Raw genomic sequence first — 20,726 nt, 5'->3', positions numbered from 1 at the left:
GTCGATAGCTCTGCAAGGCTTTGTACGCTTCCAGACACTGATTCACGCGAGCGACCAGATCAGGCAATCGTGCCGTTCATTACGTTTTCCGGTTCACTGTAGTGCCGTCCGCCAACTGAAACAGTCCACCCGACCAGAATGACGATTGTCGGCCCATTCACTTGAAGCCCCCCAGGTCAGCGAGTGAGTTGTGGCCAACACTCCAACACCTCCGCCATGCTGGCCGCCTCAATCTGCTCACTGAAGCGGGAATGGTAGACTTCCATCAGTGCGTCATGGGTCTGGTCGGCAGAGCTGCAGATGGCATCTGTGACGAGAATGACGCGAAAGCCACGATCGATGGCGCCAAGCACGGTCGCGAGAACGCAAACGTCGGTTTCGCCACCGGTGATCACGAGCGCACGCACGCCGGAGCCACTCAGCAGCGCGTCGAGCCGCCCCTCGGTCCAGGGCGAATAGACATGTTTGTCGACCACCGTCGCCGGCGGTACAAATCGTGCAAGTTGAGGCATCAGCTCGATCAGGCGCGGATCGATGTTGGAAAGGGTTACGTCCGCCCACCGACGATAGTAGTTTGCCCACATTCCCGGCGCCTCGCCCGGGCGGGCGGCAGGAATGAAGCGCGTGAACAGGGTACGGCTGGCATGTCTGGCGACCAGTTCTTCGATCGCCGGGACCACCTTTTCAGCCCACGGCACGGGCCAAGGTCCACCCGGCGCAAACAGGCGCTGCATGTCGACGCACAGATGCAGGCCATCGTCGCCTATTGGTCCGTGAATCAATCCTTGGGCGGCCACTGGTGGATTCCGTCGGGTTTGGGTTACTGGCCTGCCTGCCGCGCTGCATCGGCCTCAGCCACATCAACAGTGTAAAGCAATTCACCGTTTTCGTTGGATACCCTCACAAGCCAGCCGGACAGAGCGTCCGTGCCAGGCTGCAGGTCGGCGAGAAGATCGATTGCGCAGCGGATAGCTTCGGACCGGGCCGCCTCAAGGCTCGCCATCCTCGACGGCGGTATGCGTCGGCTGGTTTCGCCATCGCGATACTCAAAGACATATACGTCGCCGGCGCCGTCGCTTGCAGAGGTTATCTCGACCTGGTCGAAATTGCCGTTGCTGCTCGCGTCATATTCATTGGCTGCGAGATCAAAGGTCGCTGTCTGGACCAGGATTGCCTTTGCGCGGGCAAGCACGTCATCTTCAGCTTGTATCCCGACGTTTGCCATGTCCACCGTAACGCAGTCGCCGCCCTCGCCGCAAAATATCACCCGGCGAACCGACTGCCCGTCTGGCGCCCTGGCATTCACCACTTCGGTCCGAACGACTTGCATGACACTCTCCTGCCTGTGTCTGACAATGTTCATGGTGCGCTTTCGGTTCCTGCGGATGCAGGCGCCGGCCCGGCTGTCGAGACCGACAGGACTTCCCCACCGGACATTCACGGTGCACCGAGCCCCCCGCCGCAGGAACAATTCGAACGGAAACGCGTTGCCCTAGCTGGAAACGGGATAAGCGCAAAATGGCCGCGCCACGTGCTGCTTGGAAGGGCTTCTTGAAGGTTGGTTCGGTTACTTGCGGCGTGAAGATTGTCGGCGCAACCAGCGAAGCATCCAAGATCCATTTCAAGATTTTGAACCGCAAGGACGGTCTGCCGGTCAGGAGCGTCTACGCCGACGAGGAGACCGGAAAGCTGGTGGATGCAGCGGATCAGGTGAAGGGTTTCGAGATCGAAAAGGACGAATTTCTCCAGATCGAACCTGACGACATAAAGGCGTTGAAGCTGACGTCGAAGCACACGCTCGAAGTCGGCGAATTCGTATCGATTGACGATATCGATACGCGCTATCTCGAGAAGCCCTACTATCTGATCCCGGCCGACGGCGCCGCAATCGAAGCATACGGAGTGATCCGCGATGCCATGAAGAACAAGGGCGTGGCCGCTCGATCCTGCGTGGTGCTCTACCAGCGCGGCCGCGAAGTGCTGATTCAGCCCTATGGCAAGGGGATGGTGATGACCGAGCTTCGCAACCACAACGAAATGGTTTCGGAAAGCACTGTGTTCGATGGATTGGCCAAGCAGAAATACGACCCCGATCTGCTCGAAATCGCCGGCATGCTTATTGACAAAAAAGTGACGACCTTCGATCCCTCGAAATTTGAAGACACCTATGAAGACGCGCTGATCGCCATGATCGATGCAAAGCGCAAAGGCAAGAAGCTGCCGAAGCCCGCACCAAGGCCACAGGAGAATGTCATCAACCTCGCTGAGGTGCTGAAGAAGAGCCTCAAACAGGAAGGGCTGGCGAGATCCACAAAGAGAGCCTCACCGAAACGCAAGACAGCATAGTTGATAACTGCCCAGCCAGAAGGTCCGCACAGCAGCTCCAGCCGCCCTTAATCGCTCGGAACAATTCTCGCGGTTGCCCGTTGGCCACCAAGGACGATGCCTTATGGCCGAGATCAAGAACGTCGACAGGGCAGCCCTCAAAGAGCCAGAGGCAGCGGATGCCAACATTGCGCTCAAAGGAGCCGGAACGCAGGACTCTGATCGGGCGCCGACAAGCCCCAGGACCGCTGGCCATCGGTAAAAATACATGGGGTGTGAAAAGACCCTTTCGCCTCCAGAGGCGGCGACGCGCGACCTGTGGCGGGCCGAACCCCACGCCCAAGCGAAACCCGGAGAATAGATGTGCCCCCCAAACCAGAGCCAACCGAAGAGCCGCCAGTGGATGCGCCGACGTGGACGCCGGACATACGCGAGCCTGAGCCGGATCTTCTTCCCGACGAAGTGCCAGTTCCTAATCCGGACGAGAACCGTGATCCGCCAAAGCGAGGCGTGGTGACAGACTGAACAACGAGTTTGGTCCGGCATCCTCCTGCAAAGGCGTTTATCTCGCCGCCGGGTTCAAGATCGCCAGTGAAATGCGACTGGATTTGGCTGCGCCGAATGCTTGACGGATTTGGTCTCGATGGTGTGGACCTGTCGACGCCTCGCCAAGCCTCATTTTCCAAGTATCTGTTCGAACGTGCATTGCTTCGGGCTTTTGTCAGGACGCCATCGCAGAAATTTGGTGCCATGACGGAAACGATCGCCGGTGACATGATCGAACCGCACCTCCGCCACCAGTTCGGGCCGCAATGGCTCCCATTGTCCACTTCTTTCCGTGCTCCACCGACTGGGACCGCCCGGCGCTTTTCCCGTGAAGCCAGGAGCCGATCGCAAAGCTTCAAGTTGTCGCGTAAGCTTGGCCCTGTCCTCCCGGGCGATCGTCGAAGTGAACCCGACATGGTCGAGTTGCCCCTGGTCATTGTACAGGCCAAGCAACAGGGAGCCGACTTCACGCGAATTCGCCAGGTAGCGGAACCCTCCGACGACACAATCGGCCGTGCGCAGGCGCTTGACTTTGACCATGGCGCGCTCGCCGGGTCGATATTCGTCATCGAGAAGCTTGGCAACGACCCCGTCGGTCGAACCTTGTCCGGATTGGCCAAGCCATCTGCCTGCCGCCGCCAAATCACGCGTCGCCCGAGACAGTTCGAGATCCTTTCGCGCGGCCGACTTTACGAACAGTTCGAGTGCAGCGCGCCGAACCGAGAGCGGCTGCTGCATCAAGGCGCCCTCGGAGGTCGCCAACATGTCAAAGAGGATCAGCTTTGCCGGCGTCGCGACCGACAGTTTCCGGATCCTGCTTTCCGCCGGATGCAGCCGCATCTGCAAGGCGTCGAAAGAAAGAGAGCCTGCAATTTCGATGACGATCTCACCATCGACCACGAACTCTTTTGTTTTCAGTTCATGCAACATCGCGACGACTTCCGGGAAATACCGCCCTAACGGCTTGCCGGATTTTGCACGCAACTCCACGGCCGCGCCGGATTTAAAGGCCAGGCAGCGGAACCCGTCCCATTTGGGTTCGTATTGCCATCGGCCAGCATCGGCCGGCAACGTGTCGGCAGCCTTTGCTTCCATCGGCGCCGTGCTCAACGCCACGCCGAAAGACGATTTTACACTCGTCGGCAGATCGCGAGAGATGGCAGATTCGCCCGTCATGAAAGTTCCGTGGACAACGATGGAGATCGACTCAACGCAGCACTGGTGCCGGCTTTGGAAAAAATCATGCTCCAACAGGGTTAGGTCATGATGAGATTTCAACCAATCTCATCATGACCTGGGACGGCCTACTCGGCAGCCTGCATGTTGATCTTGCTTTCCGCCATTTCGGTGAGCTTGCGATCGGTCGCCTGCTCTTCCTTCAGGTTCTTGGCCAATACGTTGGCGCAGTCACTGCGGCCAAGCTGCTTGGCCCAGGCGATGAGCGTGCCATATCTGGTCATCTCATAGTGTTCGACCGCCTGCGCCGACGCTATCAGCGCCGCGTCTAGAACCTCCTTGTCGTCGACGTCGCCGCTCACATCGTCGGCTTCCTCCAGAATGCCGTCTATCGCCGGGCAGTTGACCTCCTTGGCCTTGACGCCATGCAATTCGAACACCTGTTCGACGCGCTCGATATGGCCTTTGGTCTGCTCGAGGTGTTTTTCGAATCCGGCCTTCAATTGCGGATCGGTTGCCTTGCCGATCATCTTCGGCAGCGCTTTCTCGATCTGCTTTTCGGCGTAATAGATGTCGCGCAGCGTGTGCACGAAGAGATCGTCGAGTGTCTTGATGTCCTTCGAAAAGAAGCCCATGGCCTTACCTTTCATTGTGCAGAAGTTCGGGTTCGGCGGCGGCTTGCCCGCCACCCGCGGAGGCCGGGAACTCGTCCCGGCTTGCTGGTCAACGCACCGGTGCTGGAGGAGTTCCTGATTCCGAGCCGGCCGTTACTCCTTTTGGAGACGCTGCGGTCCATCTCCGGAGGAGCTTTGACCCGATCACACGTTCCATGGTCCAGCGAGGACCCTCAGGCGCACGCCGGCGCGGAAAAACTGACGGCCAGGAGAGCCGAAACGTGCTGTGCGCCGCAAGCTCTCGCAGGCGATGGCTGCCTCGGCAGATGCAATGCCAGCGTCGGGCGCGCACTATTGTCGGGAGAACTCTTGGTCAAGTATGCGAAGGCCCTCTTCATATTTGGCCGCCGACGCTCCGACCTGCCTCGACTGCCAGATGTTGTCCTCCAGATCGGCGCGTTTTACGGGGAGCGCCACTGGGTTCGACGCAGCCCGCCGGACAAAGGCGAAATACTCCTCATCCGGCCTGCGCGACATGGCATCGACCGCCGCGGCAATTGTCGGTCCGAAGCCTGCTTCTTCGAGCTTGGCGCGGGTCCAGCCTTCGCCTTTCTCCAGAACGTCATGAAGGTAGGCAACAGTCTTCTGATCGATTGTCTCGACGGCGTCGACGATACGGCGGCAATGCTCGATGTAGGGCCGCCCGGTCTTATCACGCTGCGACGCGTGAACCTCCTCCGCAATCTTTGCCGCCTGGTAGAAAATGCTCATCGCGCCTGTCGTTACCGTGATTGTCTCTGCCTGATGAAACCTATTCGACGATATGTGGCGTGTGTCGCTTGTCCTCGGCAGGATCGACATCGATACGGGCCTTTTCCGGATCGAAAGCGCCGTGACCTGCAATAGCCAGAGCAGCCGCATCGGGCGTTTCGTAGGCCCACATGAAATCATCGGAAGAACTGCCGACGGCGTGGACACGCCAGTAGCTTGCGGTGCCTTTGAGCGGGCACCGGGTGGTGGTGTCGGTCTTTTCGAAAAGATCGAAATAGATGTCCTCGAAGGGGATATAGAAAACGGGCTCGTGCCCGTCTTCACGCAGGACCTTCGCCCGCTCCGTAGCTGCGACGATGGCGTCGGAAAACCGCACCGTCACCGTGCCGGAAAACGGTTCTATGGCCAATCGGCCAAGGTTTTGCTGTGAAGTTGCGCCTGAAGTTTGCATCTGAATTTCTCCCTGGCGATTACCGCAAGATCGGTCATGCCTGGAGACGAAATGCGCGGCGGCGCTTCAGGTTCCGGCATGTCCGATGAAGCTGAATGGCAGCCGGCCTTAAAGCGCCTACCGCCTGCCGTATCCAGCAGTACTCGTCAGTAAGGCGCGGTAAAATGCACGTCCAACCCATTCGAAGACTTTGGAAGGACGACACGGTCGTCGCTTCCGTGGAGCGTCAGGGCTGGCACCGAAATGATCTTCGCCGCCACTTGCCGGCGGGCGAGTTCGTGGCTGGAGATGCTCCAGCTGTTTGGCCGTCGTCAGCTGCCGCCTCATGTACGGGCTCCGGGGCGGCCTCAGTTGCTGCCAAGTGGGCCGCAAGGTCCCTATAGACCTTGTCCCTGCCGCCATCGTGTTTAGCGATCAGGCCAAGTAGGTCATGACGGCTTAGCTTTGCAATCTTCATTAGGAATTCGAATTCGTGCTTCGGAATCGAGGCTGCTAAGCGATCGAGTTTGGCCCGCCGGGTCTCTTTGGGCACATGTGCTCCTATGTATCCAGCCATGCGAGGCACGTACTCGGAGGCCCGCCATTGTCTTGATGGCGGGCCTCCGGGCGGCCGAAGCCGCTAGGTCCATCGGCTACTTGTTGCAATTTTGCACGGTCGAGGTCGTTGCGCCACTTGCAGTGTTGTTATCGATGTCATTGCCTGCGGCGTCCTTGCAACGGTCGGTCATGCCGTTCGATTTTGTAGTCGAGTTTGTGGAATTCGGATCGGTTGGCACGGCCGCATTCCCGCTTCCAGTGCCATTGCCAGCGGCGCCGCCGCTGCCAACAGTTCCAGTACCAGTTCCATTACCCGTGCCAGCCGTGCCGCCAGCACCCGTTCCATTTGTCTGCGCCAGGGCGGAACCGGCCAAGGCAATAGTTAGCACCGACGCGGCTAGAATTTTCTTCAACATTGGAGTCTCCGTGTTTGAATCGCCGAATTGCGATCGCTTTCCCAACGACAGGTTTTTCTCATTGTTCCCGGCGTAATGGATTGTGATCCGCAGCAGCCTTCGTCGAGGTGGATACTCTTGCCGGCGCACGAATTGTGATGAGACCTGACAAGGCAGGATGGGCTTTGTTCAACACCAAAGCGATATGTTGGGCGCGGCTGCATGCATCCGACGCGGATCGCGATGCGGAATGTGGGCAAGACGGGTTACAACAGAAGCGGCGATCAGAGCTGCGAGCGAACCGGCCGCCTTGATGTTAATCTGACGGTTGAATCTCAAGACCATTCCGACGCAGGAGCAGAACGCATGCCGGCTCGATCCGAAGGATTTACAATCGCTCTGGCTCACAACGGGGATGCACGAACGCAGGCGGCCGCTGCGCTCTATCGACACAACATCGAACAAACCGGAATCGATGACCGGGCAGTGATCGGCGCGGAGCTTACCGACCCCTCCGGAAAGATCTGGGGTGGAATTTGGGGCAGAACGGAACTGGGGCTCCTGTTTCTCGACATGTTCTTCTTGCCTGAAAAATTGCGTGGCCGATCCTATGGATCACAGCTTCTTATGGCGATCGAGGAGGAAGCCGTTAGGCGTGGATGCAAGAGAGCCGTCGTCGAGACGAGCAGTTTCCAGGCGCCTCAATTTTACCGGCATCATGGGTTTGAGGAATTCGGCAAGGTCGAATTCGTTATTCCAGGACACGCCCGCATCTTCCTTCGCAAGAACCTGCAGTAATCTTTGCGGAGGCGCCATCTGCACGAACGGCTGTTCGCCGGCAAAACGCCGGCGCCTTAGCCCTCCCAGCCGTAGCCATCTACTCCCGAAGGTCCTTTTGCCCTTTCCATCCAGGAAGCTCGGTCATCGGGCATAGTAGCCGCGGTCGCGCCGGATCGGAGATATCGAGTTTATCCCAGGGAATGCGGTACAGGCCGTCGCGGCGGCGCAGCCGAAACAGGTCGAGCATCGCGATGCCGATGGTCGAGGCCGACAGACGCTCGAACGCGGCGTAGATGCCAACGTGGAATTCAGTAACGACGAGCTCGTCGCCACGCTGTTCGGCGAGAATCTCTTCGATGTGACCGATGCTCTTTCCACGCTGCGAGAGCACGCGTCGCCCGGCAAGATGTTCGAGGTTGACTGTCCTCATCATCACGCTCCTGGGATGCGCCCGATGACATGATCGCGCAACCAGTCCTGCCAGGCGAAAATCGACGTCTCGCCCACCTCGATGTCACATTCGATGTCGAGCCCGTTGTCCTGCACCTTTTTCCACGCAATCCTGTGTGGCTCGGCGTGGCGTTTGCCACCCACCCTCGTCGCCAGTTGCGCCATCCATTCCCCGGGCCGCGCGCCAAGGCGGCGCGCCAAAGTGATGGAGCCGAGTTCTATCGCGACAATCCTTGGTGGTTTGCCCCGCCGCAACTCGGCCACCACTCCGTCGACCTTGCCGATCTTGACCCGCCGGCGGTCGAACACCTGCTTGTCCAGGAGATCACGCATCAATTCCATCATGTGCCTCCGAATATCTGCAGCGGAATCGTCACCACGGCGAGCACGAAGGCAAGCGCGATAATGAAGACAACGGCGGCATTCGAAATGATGCCGTTGCGATGTTCGCCGACATAGCGTTCGTCATTCAGCAGGAAGAGAAATGGAACTACCGTCAGCGGAAGGCTCGCCGCCGTTACCGCCATGGAAAAGATGGTCAGCCTCAGTGGGTCGAGGCCAAGCATGATCGGAATGGCGGCCAAAAACAATGATGCCGTATAGACGGCACTGAAGCCCGGATCATCGCGCGGCTTGCGATCCTCGCCCCAGGTCCAGCCAAAGCCCTGCGCCACCAGATATGCCTGTTGCAACCCGACTTCGAGTGCGGCGCCGAAACAGGCAATGGCGAGCGAGGCAACGAATAGAACGAACCCCCAGAAGCCGAATATAGGGATCAGCATCAACGGCAGTTGGTGATAGTCGTCCACCTGGTCGATGCCGCGCGTCGCGAGAACGAGAGCAGCGACGATCAACACGCCGATCGAAATGGTCCCACCGAAGGTCATGCCCAGCCCGGCGATGGCACGATTGGCCCCAAGGTGGCTTTCATCCCATTTGTCCTCGATAGCTCCCGAGGAATAGAACATGAAAAGATAAGGCGATATTGACGCGCCGAGAATGCTGGCCGCCATGAACCAGTAATTGATGGCATCGTGAGCCGGCAGCGAAGGCACGGCGCTGCCAGCGACCGCTGTCCAGTCGGGCTTTAACATCACCGCACCAACCACGAAGCACAGCGTCACGAGGCCGAGGACCGAAACGCCTTTCTCGATAAAGCCAAACGTGCCTTTCCACAGCAGCAACCATGCCAGCAACGCCACCGGCAGTGCCCACCACTGGAAGCCTATGCCGGTGGCAAGTTCGAGTGCGATGGCCACACCGCCGATCTCAGCGGACAGCACCATGAAATTGACGAGAAAGACGACGAGCAACGGCCATAGGAAGACGTTGAACCCAAATCTTTCACGAATGCCCTCTGAGATCGTGTGATGGCTCATCGCGGCGAACCGACCGGCCATTTCAACCAAAAAGATGATGCATATGGTGCCGAGAACTATGGCCCAGATTAGCTGGAATCCGAAGGCGGCACCGGCCTGCGTCGCCGTAGCCATCGACCCGACTTCGAGGAAACCTCCGACACTGGTGACGACGCCAAGCGATATTTCCAGAAGCTTCTTCACGGCTTTGGTCCGAAAGCGCTGGTGTAAGCGGCGGCGAGCGAGCGCATGGCCGCCCGAAGATCCTGTTGTGCGCTTTTCACCTCGGTGCGATTGTTCACCCGCAATCCCGCCTCGGCATGCGCCACCGCCACCGACAAACTGTTGACTGCTGCCGTCAGTCCTGCTCGCCCGGCTGGTTCAGCGGTCTCGGCCGATCGAGTTTGCGCCTCGACATCGGCCAGCGTTTTTCCGACCGAGTGCAGTGCGGCCGTGGCATAGGCGGACGGTGCCGCTCCCTCCACCCAGGCATCCAGCACCATCGATACGGTCTGTGCCGCGGAGGCCGCTGTTCGTGATTGCTGCGCCACCTGATTGGAAGACGAGCATCCGGCCAACCCGGCTAGAATCAGAAGCAAGCACAGGCAGCCAACCGGAAAATGACGGTCGTTATGGGGTACAGCGCGCGTTGGATGCGCCACGCGGATTTCCTCCCCGGCCCGAACCAACTGCGTCCGGCATCAATGATCTAGAGCGCTCGGAGAGCTCGTCAAACGAAACCGACGACGAGCCTGTGAGGTCGGCTAGTCCCACGTAACAAAACGCTCCATCCCGGACAGCCGTGAAAGTGCGGGGGCCCGCGCTTCTCTTTGGCGCGGAGAAGCGCGGGCAGATCGGGCTGAGGGGATGACCCGATCGCGCAGCATCAACATGGGAGGGCAACAACGCTGCACGGTTCGAACTTCCAACTGGGCCACTTGTTCCAACTTCAACTGATCCGTTCTGAGTACTCAATCCATGCGTTCGGGGGGCCTTTTTTTGAAGGTAGGCCATCGCGAGTTCTCATGGCGTAGAACGGTTTTTGTCGCAACGGCTCTCTATGAATGCGCGCGACGACCGCGACGACGACCGTCGCCTGACCGTCATGACAGCGCACGATCAATCCAGCGCAAACGCCACGGAACAATTGTGCCCGCTCGTGGTTCCGATGGCACGAAGATGGAGGATATGATGACGGACGCCAAACTCGCTGTGGTGACCGGCGCCTCGAGTGGCATCGGAAGGGAACTCGCAAAGCTGTGCGCTAAAGACGGTTACGACCTGATCATCGCCGCCGACGAGCCGGCTATCCGGCAGGCGGCAGAGGCACTTGAGACCCACAATGTAACGGTCGAAGCCATTGAGGCCGATCTGGCGACCGTCGAGGGCGCCGATCGGTTGATCTCCCAGATCGGCGATCGCGATATCGACCTGTTGTTTCTCAATGCGGGACGCGGGCTCGGCAACGGCTTCGTCGACCAGGACTGGCGAAAAGTCCGCCGGATCATCGACACCAATGTCACCGGAACGGTCTATCTGGCGCATGAACTCGGCGCCAAGATGGCCCGGCGAGGTCGCGGACGCATCCTGTTCACCGGGTCGATCGCCGGCTTCATGCCCGGCACATTCCAGGCCGTCTACAACGGCACGAAGGCGTTCATCGATTCCTTCTCGATCGCGCTCCGCCATGAGCTGAAAGATAGCGGGGTGACGGTCACCGTGCTGATACCTGGCCCTACGCAGACGCGATTCTTCGAGCGCGCTGAAATGATGGATACCAAGATCGGCACCGATGAAAAGGACAATCCGGCCGATGTCGCCAAAACGGGTTACGAGGCGATGATGGCCGGTGATGAACAGGTCGTCAGCGGTTGGAAAAACAAGCTGCAGGTCGCCGCCGCGCATGTCACGCCGGCAGGCACCTTGGCCGAACAGCACCGTAGGATGGCCGAGCCGGGGTCGGCGTCCAGCGACTGAGCCAATATTCGCGTCATCAAAAGGGCTGGCATTCCCAAGGCCGCATGTGCTGCGCGAGGCAATCTATCGCTGCCGCAGGGGCGGCACCATCTCGGTTCCCGGCGTCTATGTTGGTCTGGTCGATCACATCCCGTTTGGCGGCGATTAATAAGGGACCGGCTTTCCCGATGGGCCAGACGCATACGCAACGCTACCTGGAACCTTTATTGGCCATGGTCCAGAACGGCGCAATCGATCCCTCCTTGTGATTACCCCCGGGCCGATCTGAAAGCAGGGCCGGATCTCTACAAGACGTTCCGCGACAAGCAGGATGGCTGTATCAAAGTCGTGACGCGGCCTCACAGCTAAGACGGGCAAGGCGACCGACACTCACTGCAATCACAAGGGAACATTCGCGTCGACGGCCGGTTAGGTACCACTTCCGTAATGGTCACCTGCCGTCAAAGCGAGCCCATGATGAACCATGACCAGCATGACAATGTACCAGACGCAGCGCGTAGACTTGTCGTCGGAAGCATGGCGGGAGGAATTCTCGCGGCTTATGCTTCCACGGCGTCAGCCGATACGGGAACAGTGCCTGCTAAAGCAGGCCCTGCGAGCCCGATGCTAAAACAGAATCCGGTGACGCAATATCACCAGCCGCCTTTCAAGCCACAGGAACAGAAGTGGCCGGGTTTGGCCAGCAAGATGGTGCCGCGCCCGGATCACGGCGAAACAACCTACAAAGGATCAGGCAGGCTTGCCGGCCGCAAAGCGCTGATAACCGGCGGCGATTCCGGTATTGGTCGTGCGGCGGCGATTGCATTCGCGCGCGAGCGTGCGGACGTTGCTTTCGGCTACCTCCCCGAAGAACAGGAAGACGCCGACGAACTGGTGGACCTAATAAAAGCGGCAGGTCAAAAGGCTTGCCGGCGATATCCGCAATGAGGCCTTTTGCAGAAAGCTGGTCGATGAAGCAGCAACGCCCCTCGGCGGTCTCGACATCCTGGTCAGCAACGCTGCCCGCCTCACTCGAGTCCACGGTCCTCAAAAAGGGCCGCCAAGGCCACCGCTCCTTAGGCGTGGTGGGCTTTCAGACTGTCTACAGGAGGAACCAATGGCTGGCGATGAAATAGAAAGAAGGCGACTGCAGATGTTGATCGAACAATATCTGGAGACCCGTAAGCGACGGCACGATTTCGTGTCGATCGCGAATGCCGAACTCGCGATCAAGGCGGTCATGCCGCATTGCCCGGTGTCAAACGCAGCGTTGGCAGAGATGATTGCCGCTGGCGCCGTCACTTACGGCCTTGGCGTCCTATTCGACGCGAAGCAAACCGAGGGCGAACTGCCCGTTGTTTGCTAGGCTCATCGCCTGACCAATCGTCGCGCGGTCGCGAAGTTTCGCCCAGCTCTGGAATACGCCAGACCGGGAGCATGCCAATCGTGCCGGCCGGATCGCAGGCACTTGCCGGCGACGTCGTCTCGGGCCTGGACCCGAATGTCGTCGCATATCTGATGAAAAACCAGTGTCTTTGTGCAGTTACCGGGCTTCTCGTTGGGTTGGCACCGTTCCGCTGTCCTGGTGTCTTGCCAAAGCTGTCGGTTGAACACCGAGCATATTTCGCACGGCCTCGACCAGCGCAGCAGCCCACACGGGTTTTGACAGCATCTTGTGATGACGCAAATCTTGCGGGATGTCGGATGCCGTGTACCCACTGACGAAAACAAACGGAATTCCGCGTTGCGCTAGAAGAGGGACAAGGGCAGCGCTGGTCTCGCCGCCGAGACCAATGTCCAGGACCGCGGCAGATATGACTTCACTCTCGATCAGCTTTTTCGCGCGAGCAACGGACGGCACTGGCCCGGCGATGGCGAAGCCGGCCTCTTCCAGAATTGCGCGGTGCTCCTCCGCGACCAGCCATTCATCTTCGACGATAAGGATACGAGATGCAGTCACGTTTCGCTCTCCCGATGATCAAACGGAAACTCAATCCGCAAGCTCAAACCATCGGAACCGAAAGATGTTTCAAAATTTCCGCCAAGCCGATACTCAATTTCGCCCTTCACCAGCGAAAGACCAAATCCCGTCTTCTCAGGCGGACTGACAGCGGGACCGCCGCTTTCTAACCATTCAAGCTGAAAACCGTGATCCGACGCCGACCAAGTCACGGACACCACGCCGTTTGGCACGGACAAGGCGCCATATTTTCCAGCATTCGTGGCAAGTTCATGGATCACCATGCCAAGCGACAGGCCCTGCTGAGGCTTGAGCCGAATGTCCTCGCCTGTGGTGTTGATGCGTTCCAGCCCGAACGGCTCGACTTCCTGCCGCACGATTTCCTCGACCGAGACCTCTTTCCAGCTTTCGCGCGAGAGCACTCCGTAGGCCCGCGCCATGGCGCGCAGGCGACCGATGAGCGCTTCGGCGAAAGCCTCCGAAGAGGGAGCATTTTTCAGGGTCTGACTGGCAATACTGACCGTAACAGCCAGCATGTTCTTGACCCGATGGTTGAGTTCCGAGATCAATACCCGCTGGTGGGCTTCGGCTTCAGCCATGGTCGTCACATCGACAAAGGTCACCACCACGCCCTGGATTTTCCGCGCGCTGTCGCGGTAGGGGATCAGCCGCACGAGATAGTGGATGCCGTTGCTATCGCGCGGCAGCTGGTGCTCGATCATCTCGCCGGCCCTGAAAACCTGGGCAATATGGTCGCGCAGGTGCGGATAATCGAGCCGGCTGGCAAGATCGGTCAGCGGTCTTCCGATGTCGGTCGGCAGCAAGTTGAAGAACGAAGACGCCGCCGGCGTGAAGCTGCGGATAACCAGCTTGGTATCGAGAAAAACAGTCGCGATCTGTGTGCTCTCGAACAGGTTCTTCAGATCGCTGTTGGCACGATCGAGATCCTCGATCTTGGAAACCAGTTCGGCATTGATGGTGTTCAATTCCTCATTGAGGGACTGCATTTCTTCCTTGGAGGCCTCGAGCTCCTCATTGGAGGACTGGGCCTCTTCGTTGACCGAGACGAGTTCCTCATTGGAAGATTTCAACTCCTCCAACGCGGTCTCATATTCTTCGATCGTCGATTGCAGGCGCTCGCGCGTATCGCGGAGCTCGCGTTCGAAATCAGCAATCCCAGATGCCACCGGCTGTCGAACCTTTAGAGCCTCCAGCCGCGGCTGCGGCTGGCCCACCGGCTCGAACAGGACGAGAAACAGCGGCTCGCCGCTGCCGCGATCAGTCAAGGGCTCGATCGTCAATGTGACGAATTGGACACGATCTTCATCTTCTTCAATGGCTATCGCTTCGCGCACAACCGTGCGCCGGCCCTCGGCGGCTTCCCGCAAAGCGCCGCGCAATTCCAGACGCAGGCCGCTGCGTGCCATTGTGAGCAATTGTCTGCTCGGCACCCCTTGCGGCGGCTCGAGATATTTGCCGGTTCGGACCGAGTAATAGACGACATCTCCATCACCATTGACGACGACGTGAGCCGGAGCGAAGCGTTCGAGAACCTGCGCTTCAACGGTTTGCCTTAGGGAATAAGACAAGCCGCGGCGGGCATGTGTGTCATTGGCGCTGGAAAAGTTGGTTGCAGGCGCAGCATTCAACAAGATCGGCAGCCGCGGCGGCGCCGAATGTTCTCGTGCCTTGAAGATCCGTTGTTTCTTGTCGACCGGTGCAAACAGGTCGGCATGCTGGCTTATGCTTTCGGAGGTGCCAAGGAACAGATAGCCACCGGGCTTCAGCGAATAGTGGAAGGTCGGAATAACCTGCTTTTGCACATCGGGGCCGAAATAGATCAGGAGGTTCCGGCACGACACCATGTCCATGCGCGAGAAGGGTGGATCGCGGATGACGCTGTGCGCCGAGAAGATGCAGAGATCACGTACGCTCTTGCTCAAGATGAAACTTGTGCCGTCATTGCTGAAGAAGCGTTCGCGACGTCCAGGCGAAACGCCCGCAAGCAATGACTCCGGATAGCGCGCCGAACGTGCGATGCCCAGCGCCGCGTCATCGATGTCCGTGGCGAAAATCTGGATGCGCGGCACAGCCGAAAGTGTATCCATATGCTCGCGCATCAGCATTCCGATCGAGAAGACTTCCTCGCCGGTTGCGCAGCCGGGCACCCAGACGCGGATCGTATCGTTGGCGTCCTTGCCTTCGAAAAGTTTGGGGATGACGGTTTCTTCCAGGGTCTTGAAAGCGTCCGTGTCGCGGAAGAAATTTGTCACGTTGATCAGCAGGTCGCGAAACAGCGACCGCACTTCCTCCGCATTTGAACGAAGCAACTCTATATAGGCATCGATCGCGGTGTTCTGCGTTATTTGCATGCGTCGCCTGACGCGACGCAAGAACGTCTTGGCCTTGTAGCCCGAGAAATCATGTCCCGAATGGCTGCGCAGGATCGCGTAGATTTCTTCCTGGCCCTTGCGGAGTTTCAAAGCACTGGCCTTGCCGTCGTCAGCTTCAAGCTCGTCGAGCAGTTCAAAGCTGTGGGCAAATTCCATGAGTTTCGCACCCATCTCATCGGCTGGGATGGCGATATCGATCAGACCGGAACTGATCGCGCTGCGCGGCATGTCGGGATTGCTCGGACCCGACTCGTCGGAGAGTTGCGCCAGCGTCAGGCCGCCATTCTCCTTGATTGCCTTGATGCCCAACGTACCGTCGGAATCGCCGCCCGACAGGACGACGCCGACGGCGTATTCGCCCTGATCCTCGGCCAGCGCGCTGAAAAAGATATCGATGGGCTTGCGCTCCCTGGACACGGAATTCGGTTGGCGCAGCTTTAGGCTGGAATTTTCGATGGTGAGGATCGCGTTGTGCGGCATCACGTAGACGGTGTCAGGATGGATACCCATTCCATCTTCAGCGACACGAACCGGAATTCCGGTGTAAAGCGCAATCACTTCGTGCAGCAGACTTTCCCGTTCCGGGCTGAGATGCGTGACGATCACGAACGCCATCCCGCTCGAAGACGGCATCCCGCGAAAAAATCCCTCCATGGCGGCAATGCCGCCCGCAGAGGCGCCAATACCGACTATGGGGAACCTCGGCAGCTTTTGCATCAATTGTCCTGCTTCAGTGAAATGCAACGCGGCAGCGCTGATTTCGATCCAATGTGTAAACCGTTCCTGGTCGAATTCCCATCCCGCACCGCCGATAGCCACGGAACCGATGGACGCGATCGCCGTTTAAAGCCCGGAGGGCTGCTATGTTATTAGGCATGCGAATTCTGCTCGTCGAGGACGAATTCTTGCTGGCAAGCGAACTTGCCTCCTATTTCAGCGATTGTGGGGCGACCGTTTTGGGGCCGGTGTCGTCAGTTAGCCGGGCTCGACGATATATCGATTCAGCGGATGGGGCGGTGCTGGACATCGACCTCAACGGTGAGACTGTTTTTCCCCTCGCCGATGAGCTGACGGACAGAGGCATCCCGTTCGTATTCTTCTCCGGAAACGATCAGATCACCCTGCCGGAGCGGTTCCGGTACACCCAAAACCTCTCCAAGCCGGCCGGGTTCAGGACGGTTGCCGGGATCCTCGCCGCGCAATCAACAGCGCTTGGCGAAGACAACGTTTTCCGCGCTCTTCCAAAACTGAGGCTGTCCGCGCGGCTGCTGCTGGGCGACCCACAGGCGGCCGATCGCCTCGTCGAACGGACATTGAAGGCGGCGCTGGAGGAGCGGTTGTCGACGCGGCATGACCTTCCCTTGAGCGAATGGCTCAATACACTCATGGAGGAGGTGCTCCGCAACGACAGGTCTGGCATCATGAATTAAGATTGTCCGATAGTTTGCCGCAGGCCGCCCTGTCGACCGCCCCCGCTACGGTACCCCTCCCCAAGAGCGCTTCGCTTCGTCTTGCAAATACGGCCGCATTCCTGCTAGAAATCCTCGTGGCCAAACCTCCGCAAACCAAACCTGACTCATTCCGCGATCCTGTTGAGGGCGACGCACTCGCAGCGCTGCTCGACGAAATCGCGGAAGAGGAAACACCTGAACGGCTGTTGAAGCTCGCCCTTGAGCTGCAGCAGCAACTGCTGTTGTCAAAGCAGCTGAAAAATCCCAACTGAACGGCCTGCAGCTAGGCATCTTGATTTGCCTCGAGTTCCACGATGGTGTCATCGCCTCGTTCGCCAGACCCATGCTGCTGCGGTAATCTTTCTGCGCTTGATGTGGGCGAAACCCCAGTCTCAATAGCTCAGCGGTTCCTGCGCCCAGAAAAAGGCCCTGATCCCATCATGACGCCGATGAGACGACCAGGAAGATCAGGGCCAACTTGGGTCGCAGCCCAAGGTCAATCACTGCTGCCCTGGCATCTCGGTATTTTCTTGCGGGTTCTTTTTAACGCCGGGCGCGGGTGATGTCTCGGCGGGGGCATTGCCGCCTTGGTTCTGTTCCGGGGTGCGCTTTACTGGCGATGTCTGCCACGATCCGCCTGAAAGGGGTATGAACACAAAGAAGGCTAGCAGGGCGACGAAGATCACAGCCGCAATGACGACGCCCCACCCGAGTACATTTCGGGTGCCACGCTGTTCTTCCTTCCGGGACACATGCTCCGTCATCACTGGACTCCTTTGTGTCGTTCGATGAGGTACAAATTTATCGTGCAGGATCAACCGCACGGTCTGCCCTTCCCCGACGCGTGCCGCCGGCACAGCCGAAGAAGCTGAAGCTAATCTTCTCCAGCTTTTCGGCTGCCTGGTTTGGCGACCCGCTTTGGCGCATTCGGCACTGCCGGTTTCCGCTCGGGTGCAGGCGGATTGATCTCCTCGCGCGCCAAACGGGCTTTGCGCAATCGCGCCGTTTTCTCTTCCCGCGCTTTACGCTCGGCTTCCATTACGCCTTGTGCGTAGAGAGTGGCTCGTGCGTCTCTGTCGTTTGCGGATCCACTGGCCGCCATAGTCAGCCCTCCGCCTTGTAATTTCTTGCTTCCTTCTTGGCGCCGTCTTTGCCGTGCTCGGCTGCAAGCTCTTTGGCCTGCCCGGGTGACACGTCGGTGGCTTCGGCCAACTTGATTGCCTCTTGTTCAGAGAGATCACTGTCCTTTCGCGTGGGGTTCCTTGTCATCGCAGATCTCCTATCAGAGCCCAAACGACCGGACCGGCGGTGTGTTCCCTGGAGCCTTCGATAGTCCACCGATTGAGGCGGGCTATCGCGCTTCCGGTAACGAGCGAAAAGTTTCTGATGCGGGCTGACAAGGTACATGATCAGCTTCAAGGCCTTTCGAACTGCTCCGGCCAGCCGGGTTATGGCCGGGCTATGACCGTGTGGGAACGCGTGACACACGGACGGATTCAGGCATCGATGCCAGGCGCTAGTTCTCGCCCGCGAGCGTGGCGAGAAATGACCGCCGCCATTCTGCTGCGTCATTGCGCCTGATGCGCTTGAGCAGTGCACTATGCCTTGCAATTCTTTCGTCAAGCGGCATCGCGAGCGCTTTTGCGATCGCATCGGCAACCTCGTCGACCGCATACGGGTTCACGATCAAGGATTCGGCAAGTTCTTCGGCCGCACCTGCAAAACGCGACAAAATCAGCACTCCGGGGTCGGCTTCGTCCTGCGCGGCTATGTATTCCTTGGCGACGAGGTTCATTCCGTCACGCAGGGGTGTGACCAATCCGACCTGGCTAGCGCGCAACAGGCCAGCAAGCCGAGAGCGTGATACGGCACGGTGGATGTAGCGGATCGGGGTCCAAGCCAAATCCGCGTATCTTCCGTTGACCGCGCCGGCGGTTGCTTCAAGCTGGGCCCGGATGTCGGCATAGGCGCTGACCTCCTCGCGCGTCGGCGACGCAATCTGCAAATAGGTTGCCGCCCGCTCGTGTTCCGGATGCCTTTCCAAAAGACGCGCGAAAGCCTGCATGCGGCCGGGGAGACCCTTGGAGTAGTCCAGCCGATCGACGCCGATGATTTGCTTGAGGCCCAGAATCTGGCGGCGCATGGAATCGATCTGCACATCCTCCGCCGCCTCATTGGCCATGCGTGCGATTGAATCGACGTCGATGCCTATCGGAAAACACCTCGATAACACCGTGCGGCCGTTCATCTCAGCCGAACCATTGATATCAAAAGTAGTGGAGTTGGCCGCCTGCACTGAGCGCCGGAAATTCCCCACGTCCGTTTCGGTCTGGAACCCCACGACGTCATATTGAAGCAGATCATCGATGAGTTCTTCATGGTCGGGCGTGGCTACAAACAGGTCGGGCGGCGGGAACGGTATGTGAAGAAAAAAACCGATCCGATTCCGGACTCCCAGCCGCCGCAACTGAGCGGCCAAGGGGATAAGGTGGTAGTCGTGAACCCACACCAGGTCGTCGTTGCCCGACAGCAGTCCTGCGAGCGCCTTCGCGAACCGCGCATTGATCTGCCGGTAGGCGTGTAGAAACTCTGCCCGGTGGTTCACCAGGTCGAGTCGGTAATGAAAAAGCGGCCACAGCGTGCTGTTGGCATAGCCATTGTAATAGAGCGAATACTCCTCATAGGGCAGGGTAAGCGCAGCCGTCTCGATCTTTCCCACCCGTTCCAAGCGGATCAGCGGTTCGTCGCTCGCGGCGTAGTCCTGATACTCGGCGCTTGCTCCTAGCCACAGGCCTCCACGCTCGGCCAACGCATCCCCGATGCCTACAGCAAGTCCGCCGGCTTGCGACAGATCGCGAATGTTCCCCAGCCTGTTCGAGACGACAACCAGACGACGCGCGATGGCGCGATCGCCAGTTAGCTCCCCACCTCCGGCGTCGCGTTCAAGAGGATCACCAACCGTTTGCGAAGCCTCGTCGAGAATTTCATCCGGTCGCTGCAACAAGAGCAAATCCTGAGCGTGAAGATCGCTTGGGGAACGGTCCGCGCGTGCGATTGTTCCCGACGTAAGTGTCCAGCCGGATTCGCTGGTTCTCGGCCCGCTCGGGCGCCTTTTTCAGCGGCTCTCGCAGGATCGTCGTCGGACACACCGGTGATGAGACCCCGATCCAGCACGCCGAGCAGCCGCTTTGGCGACGGCCGGCCTTACCGCTTTGGTATTCATGCTGCCGGATCCCCTGCCCTGTCATATCAACTCCCCACCTTGGCAAAAGCCCCAACTGACCGAACCGTCAGTCCACCTCGATTACCTTGCGCGTCGGCTTTCGTTGACGGGGCGGCTGCTTTGCGGCTACGGGCGCGGGCGGGGTCCGCGCTATCGATGCCTCCAACAACTGTCGCTGTTCTCTAAGCCGCGCCGTCTTGGCTTCCCTGGCATGCCGCTCCGCTTCCAACAGCAACTTGGATTCTCGATCCGCCCTCTCGATCTTTTCCCTGTCGATGCGTCGTGTTTTCAAGGTCGCCTCCTTTGGTCAGACGGCGAACAAAGTGCGGACCTGAAAAAA

At 59.1% G+C, this 20,726-nt stretch carries 22 protein-coding genes and 2 pseudogenes; 8 read left to right on the top strand and 16 right to left on the bottom strand.

The window, feature by feature from the left end; translation table 11 throughout:
- Positions 1-176: 176 nt before the first annotated feature.
- Together NKI88_RS17305 and NKI88_RS17300 are read right to left on the bottom strand one after the other, a co-directional pair.
- Positions 177-797 (bottom strand): cysteine hydrolase family protein, encoded by a 621-nt coding sequence (locus tag NKI88_RS17305; RefSeq protein WP_352656293.1) that lies wholly within the window; start codon positions 795-797, stop codon positions 177-179.
- Between the two features lie 23 nt (positions 798-820).
- Positions 821-1,306: a DUF6894 family protein gene (locus NKI88_RS17300; RefSeq protein ID WP_156933725.1), complete on the bottom strand. Its 486-nt coding sequence runs from the start codon at positions 1,304-1,306 to the stop codon at positions 821-823.
- A 212-nt stretch (positions 1,307-1,518) separates the two neighbouring features.
- Here NKI88_RS17300 and ku point away from each other — a divergent pair, with 212 nt between their 5' ends.
- Positions 1,519-2,346: a non-homologous end joining protein Ku gene (ku, locus tag NKI88_RS17295; protein WP_023681176.1), complete on the top strand. Its 828-nt coding sequence runs from the start codon at positions 1,519-1,521 to the stop codon at positions 2,344-2,346.
- A gap of 654 nt (positions 2,347-3,000) precedes the next feature.
- On the opposite strand, the gene NKI88_RS17290 is transcribed toward ku, so the two are convergent.
- From NKI88_RS17290 to NKI88_RS17270, 5 genes are all read right to left on the bottom strand, one after another.
- Positions 3,001-4,047: an ATP-dependent DNA ligase gene (locus tag NKI88_RS17290; RefSeq protein ID WP_023815880.1), complete on the bottom strand. Its 1,047-nt coding sequence runs from the start codon at positions 4,045-4,047 to the stop codon at positions 3,001-3,003.
- Between the two features lie 128 nt (positions 4,048-4,175).
- Positions 4,176-4,682 (bottom strand): YciE/YciF ferroxidase family protein, encoded by a 507-nt coding sequence (locus NKI88_RS17285; RefSeq protein ID WP_023668075.1) that lies wholly within the window; start codon positions 4,680-4,682, stop codon positions 4,176-4,178.
- Between the two features lie 330 nt (positions 4,683-5,012).
- Positions 5,013-5,432 carry an HD domain-containing protein gene (locus NKI88_RS17280; protein WP_023714626.1) on the bottom strand — a complete coding sequence of 140 codons (420 nt, stop codon included), beginning with the start codon at positions 5,430-5,432 and terminating at the stop codon, positions 5,013-5,015.
- 40 nt (positions 5,433-5,472) lie between these two features.
- Positions 5,473-5,883 carry a DUF427 domain-containing protein gene (locus NKI88_RS17275; RefSeq protein ID WP_023704637.1) on the bottom strand — a complete coding sequence of 137 codons (411 nt, stop codon included), beginning with the start codon at positions 5,881-5,883 and terminating at the stop codon, positions 5,473-5,475.
- Between the two features lie 632 nt (positions 5,884-6,515).
- Positions 6,516-6,836, bottom strand: coding sequence for a hypothetical protein (locus NKI88_RS17270; protein WP_031195797.1), 321 nt, complete (start codon positions 6,834-6,836; stop codon positions 6,516-6,518).
- Between the two features lie 201 nt (positions 6,837-7,037).
- Here NKI88_RS17270 and NKI88_RS17265 point away from each other — a divergent pair, with 201 nt between their 5' ends.
- Positions 7,038-7,613, top strand: coding sequence for a GNAT family N-acetyltransferase (locus tag NKI88_RS17265; protein ID WP_023681170.1), 576 nt, complete (start codon positions 7,038-7,040; stop codon positions 7,611-7,613).
- Positions 7,614-7,692: 79 nt separating this feature from the next.
- Here NKI88_RS17265 and NKI88_RS17260 read toward each other — a convergent pair whose 3' ends face one another.
- The 4 genes from NKI88_RS17260 to NKI88_RS17245 are packed head-to-tail and all read right to left on the bottom strand — an operon-like array spanning position 7,693 to position 10,065.
- Positions 7,693-8,025, bottom strand: coding sequence for a hypothetical protein (locus NKI88_RS17260; RefSeq protein WP_023681169.1), 333 nt, complete (start codon positions 8,023-8,025; stop codon positions 7,693-7,695).
- A 2-nt stretch (positions 8,026-8,027) separates the two neighbouring features.
- On the bottom strand, positions 8,028-8,387 hold the full coding sequence (locus tag NKI88_RS17255; protein WP_023668067.1) for a hypothetical protein: 360 nt from the start codon (positions 8,385-8,387) through the stop codon (positions 8,028-8,030).
- Entirely contained in the window at positions 8,387-9,607 is a 1,221-nt protein-coding gene (locus tag NKI88_RS17250; RefSeq protein ID WP_352656289.1) for an NRAMP family divalent metal transporter, read from the bottom strand. The genes NKI88_RS17255 and NKI88_RS17250 overlap by 1 nt, the downstream gene beginning before the upstream one ends.
- The gene (locus NKI88_RS17245; RefSeq protein ID WP_352656287.1) at positions 9,604-10,065 is read right to left on the bottom strand and encodes a hypothetical protein; all 462 of its coding nucleotides are present in this window, start codon (positions 10,063-10,065) and stop codon (positions 9,604-9,606) included. Before NKI88_RS17245 ends, NKI88_RS17250 begins: the two co-directional genes overlap by 4 nt.
- Positions 10,066-10,594: 529 nt before the next feature.
- On the opposite strand from NKI88_RS17245, the gene NKI88_RS17240 reads away from it, so the two are divergent.
- The 4 genes and pseudogenes from NKI88_RS17240 to NKI88_RS17225 all read left to right on the top strand — a co-directional run bounded on the left by NKI88_RS17240 (position 10,595) and on the right by NKI88_RS17225 (position 12,725).
- Positions 10,595-11,380, top strand: a complete 786-nt coding sequence (locus NKI88_RS17240; RefSeq protein WP_352656285.1) for an SDR family NAD(P)-dependent oxidoreductase — start codon at positions 10,595-10,597, stop codon at positions 11,378-11,380.
- 37 nt (positions 11,381-11,417) lie between these two features.
- Positions 11,418-11,728: pseudogene (locus NKI88_RS17235) on the top strand (glutathione-dependent formaldehyde dehydrogenase); the annotation flags it as partial.
- Between the two features lie 255 nt (positions 11,729-11,983).
- Positions 11,984-12,386: pseudogene (locus tag NKI88_RS17230) on the top strand (SDR family NAD(P)-dependent oxidoreductase); the annotation flags it as partial.
- Positions 12,387-12,476: 90 nt separating this feature from the next.
- Complete coding sequence (locus tag NKI88_RS17225) at positions 12,477-12,725, top strand: hypothetical protein (RefSeq protein WP_023681163.1); 249 nt, start codon at positions 12,477-12,479, stop codon at positions 12,723-12,725.
- A gap of 177 nt (positions 12,726-12,902) precedes the next feature.
- Here the strand turns inward: NKI88_RS17225 and NKI88_RS17220 are convergent, their stop codons facing one another.
- Positions 12,903-13,319: a response regulator gene (locus NKI88_RS17220; RefSeq protein WP_023804850.1), complete on the bottom strand. Its 417-nt coding sequence runs from the start codon at positions 13,317-13,319 to the stop codon at positions 12,903-12,905.
- On the bottom strand, positions 13,316-16,429 hold the full coding sequence (locus tag NKI88_RS17215; RefSeq protein ID WP_023729494.1) for a CheR family methyltransferase: 3,114 nt from the start codon (positions 16,427-16,429) through the stop codon (positions 13,316-13,318). The genes NKI88_RS17220 and NKI88_RS17215 overlap by 4 nt, the downstream gene beginning before the upstream one ends.
- A 146-nt stretch (positions 16,430-16,575) precedes the next feature.
- Between NKI88_RS17215 and NKI88_RS17210 the strand changes: the two genes are divergently transcribed.
- The gene (locus tag NKI88_RS17210) at positions 16,576-17,142 is read left to right on the top strand and encodes a response regulator (protein ID WP_023668059.1); all 567 of its coding nucleotides are present in this window, start codon (positions 16,576-16,578) and stop codon (positions 17,140-17,142) included.
- Positions 17,143-17,144: 2 nt separating this feature from the next.
- Positions 17,145-17,435, top strand: a complete 291-nt coding sequence (locus NKI88_RS17205) for a hypothetical protein (protein ID WP_031197822.1) — start codon at positions 17,145-17,147, stop codon at positions 17,433-17,435.
- Positions 17,436-17,663: 228 nt separating this feature from the next.
- Here NKI88_RS17205 and NKI88_RS17200 read toward each other — a convergent pair whose 3' ends face one another.
- The 3 genes from NKI88_RS17200 to NKI88_RS17190 form a co-directional block, all read right to left on the bottom strand.
- A complete protein-coding gene (locus NKI88_RS17200) occupies positions 17,664-17,927 on the bottom strand; it encodes a hypothetical protein (protein WP_023681159.1) in 264 nt (87 codons plus the stop codon).
- 340 nt (positions 17,928-18,267) lie between these two features.
- A complete protein-coding gene (locus NKI88_RS17195) occupies positions 18,268-18,432 on the bottom strand; it encodes a hypothetical protein (RefSeq protein ID WP_023729495.1) in 165 nt (54 codons plus the stop codon).
- A gap of 247 nt (positions 18,433-18,679) precedes the next feature.
- Entirely contained in the window at positions 18,680-20,167 is a 1,488-nt protein-coding gene (locus NKI88_RS17190; protein ID WP_352656282.1) for an alpha,alpha-trehalose-phosphate synthase (UDP-forming), read from the bottom strand.
- Between the last annotated feature and the right edge of the window lie 559 nt (positions 20,168-20,726).

It is taken from the genome of Mesorhizobium sp. M0317 (genome assembly GCF_040321555.1).
Lineage (GTDB): Bacteria > Pseudomonadota > Alphaproteobacteria > Rhizobiales > Rhizobiaceae > Mesorhizobium.
Note: the sequence above shows the minus strand (reverse complement) of the source record. Positions and strands in the feature narration are given on the sequence as shown.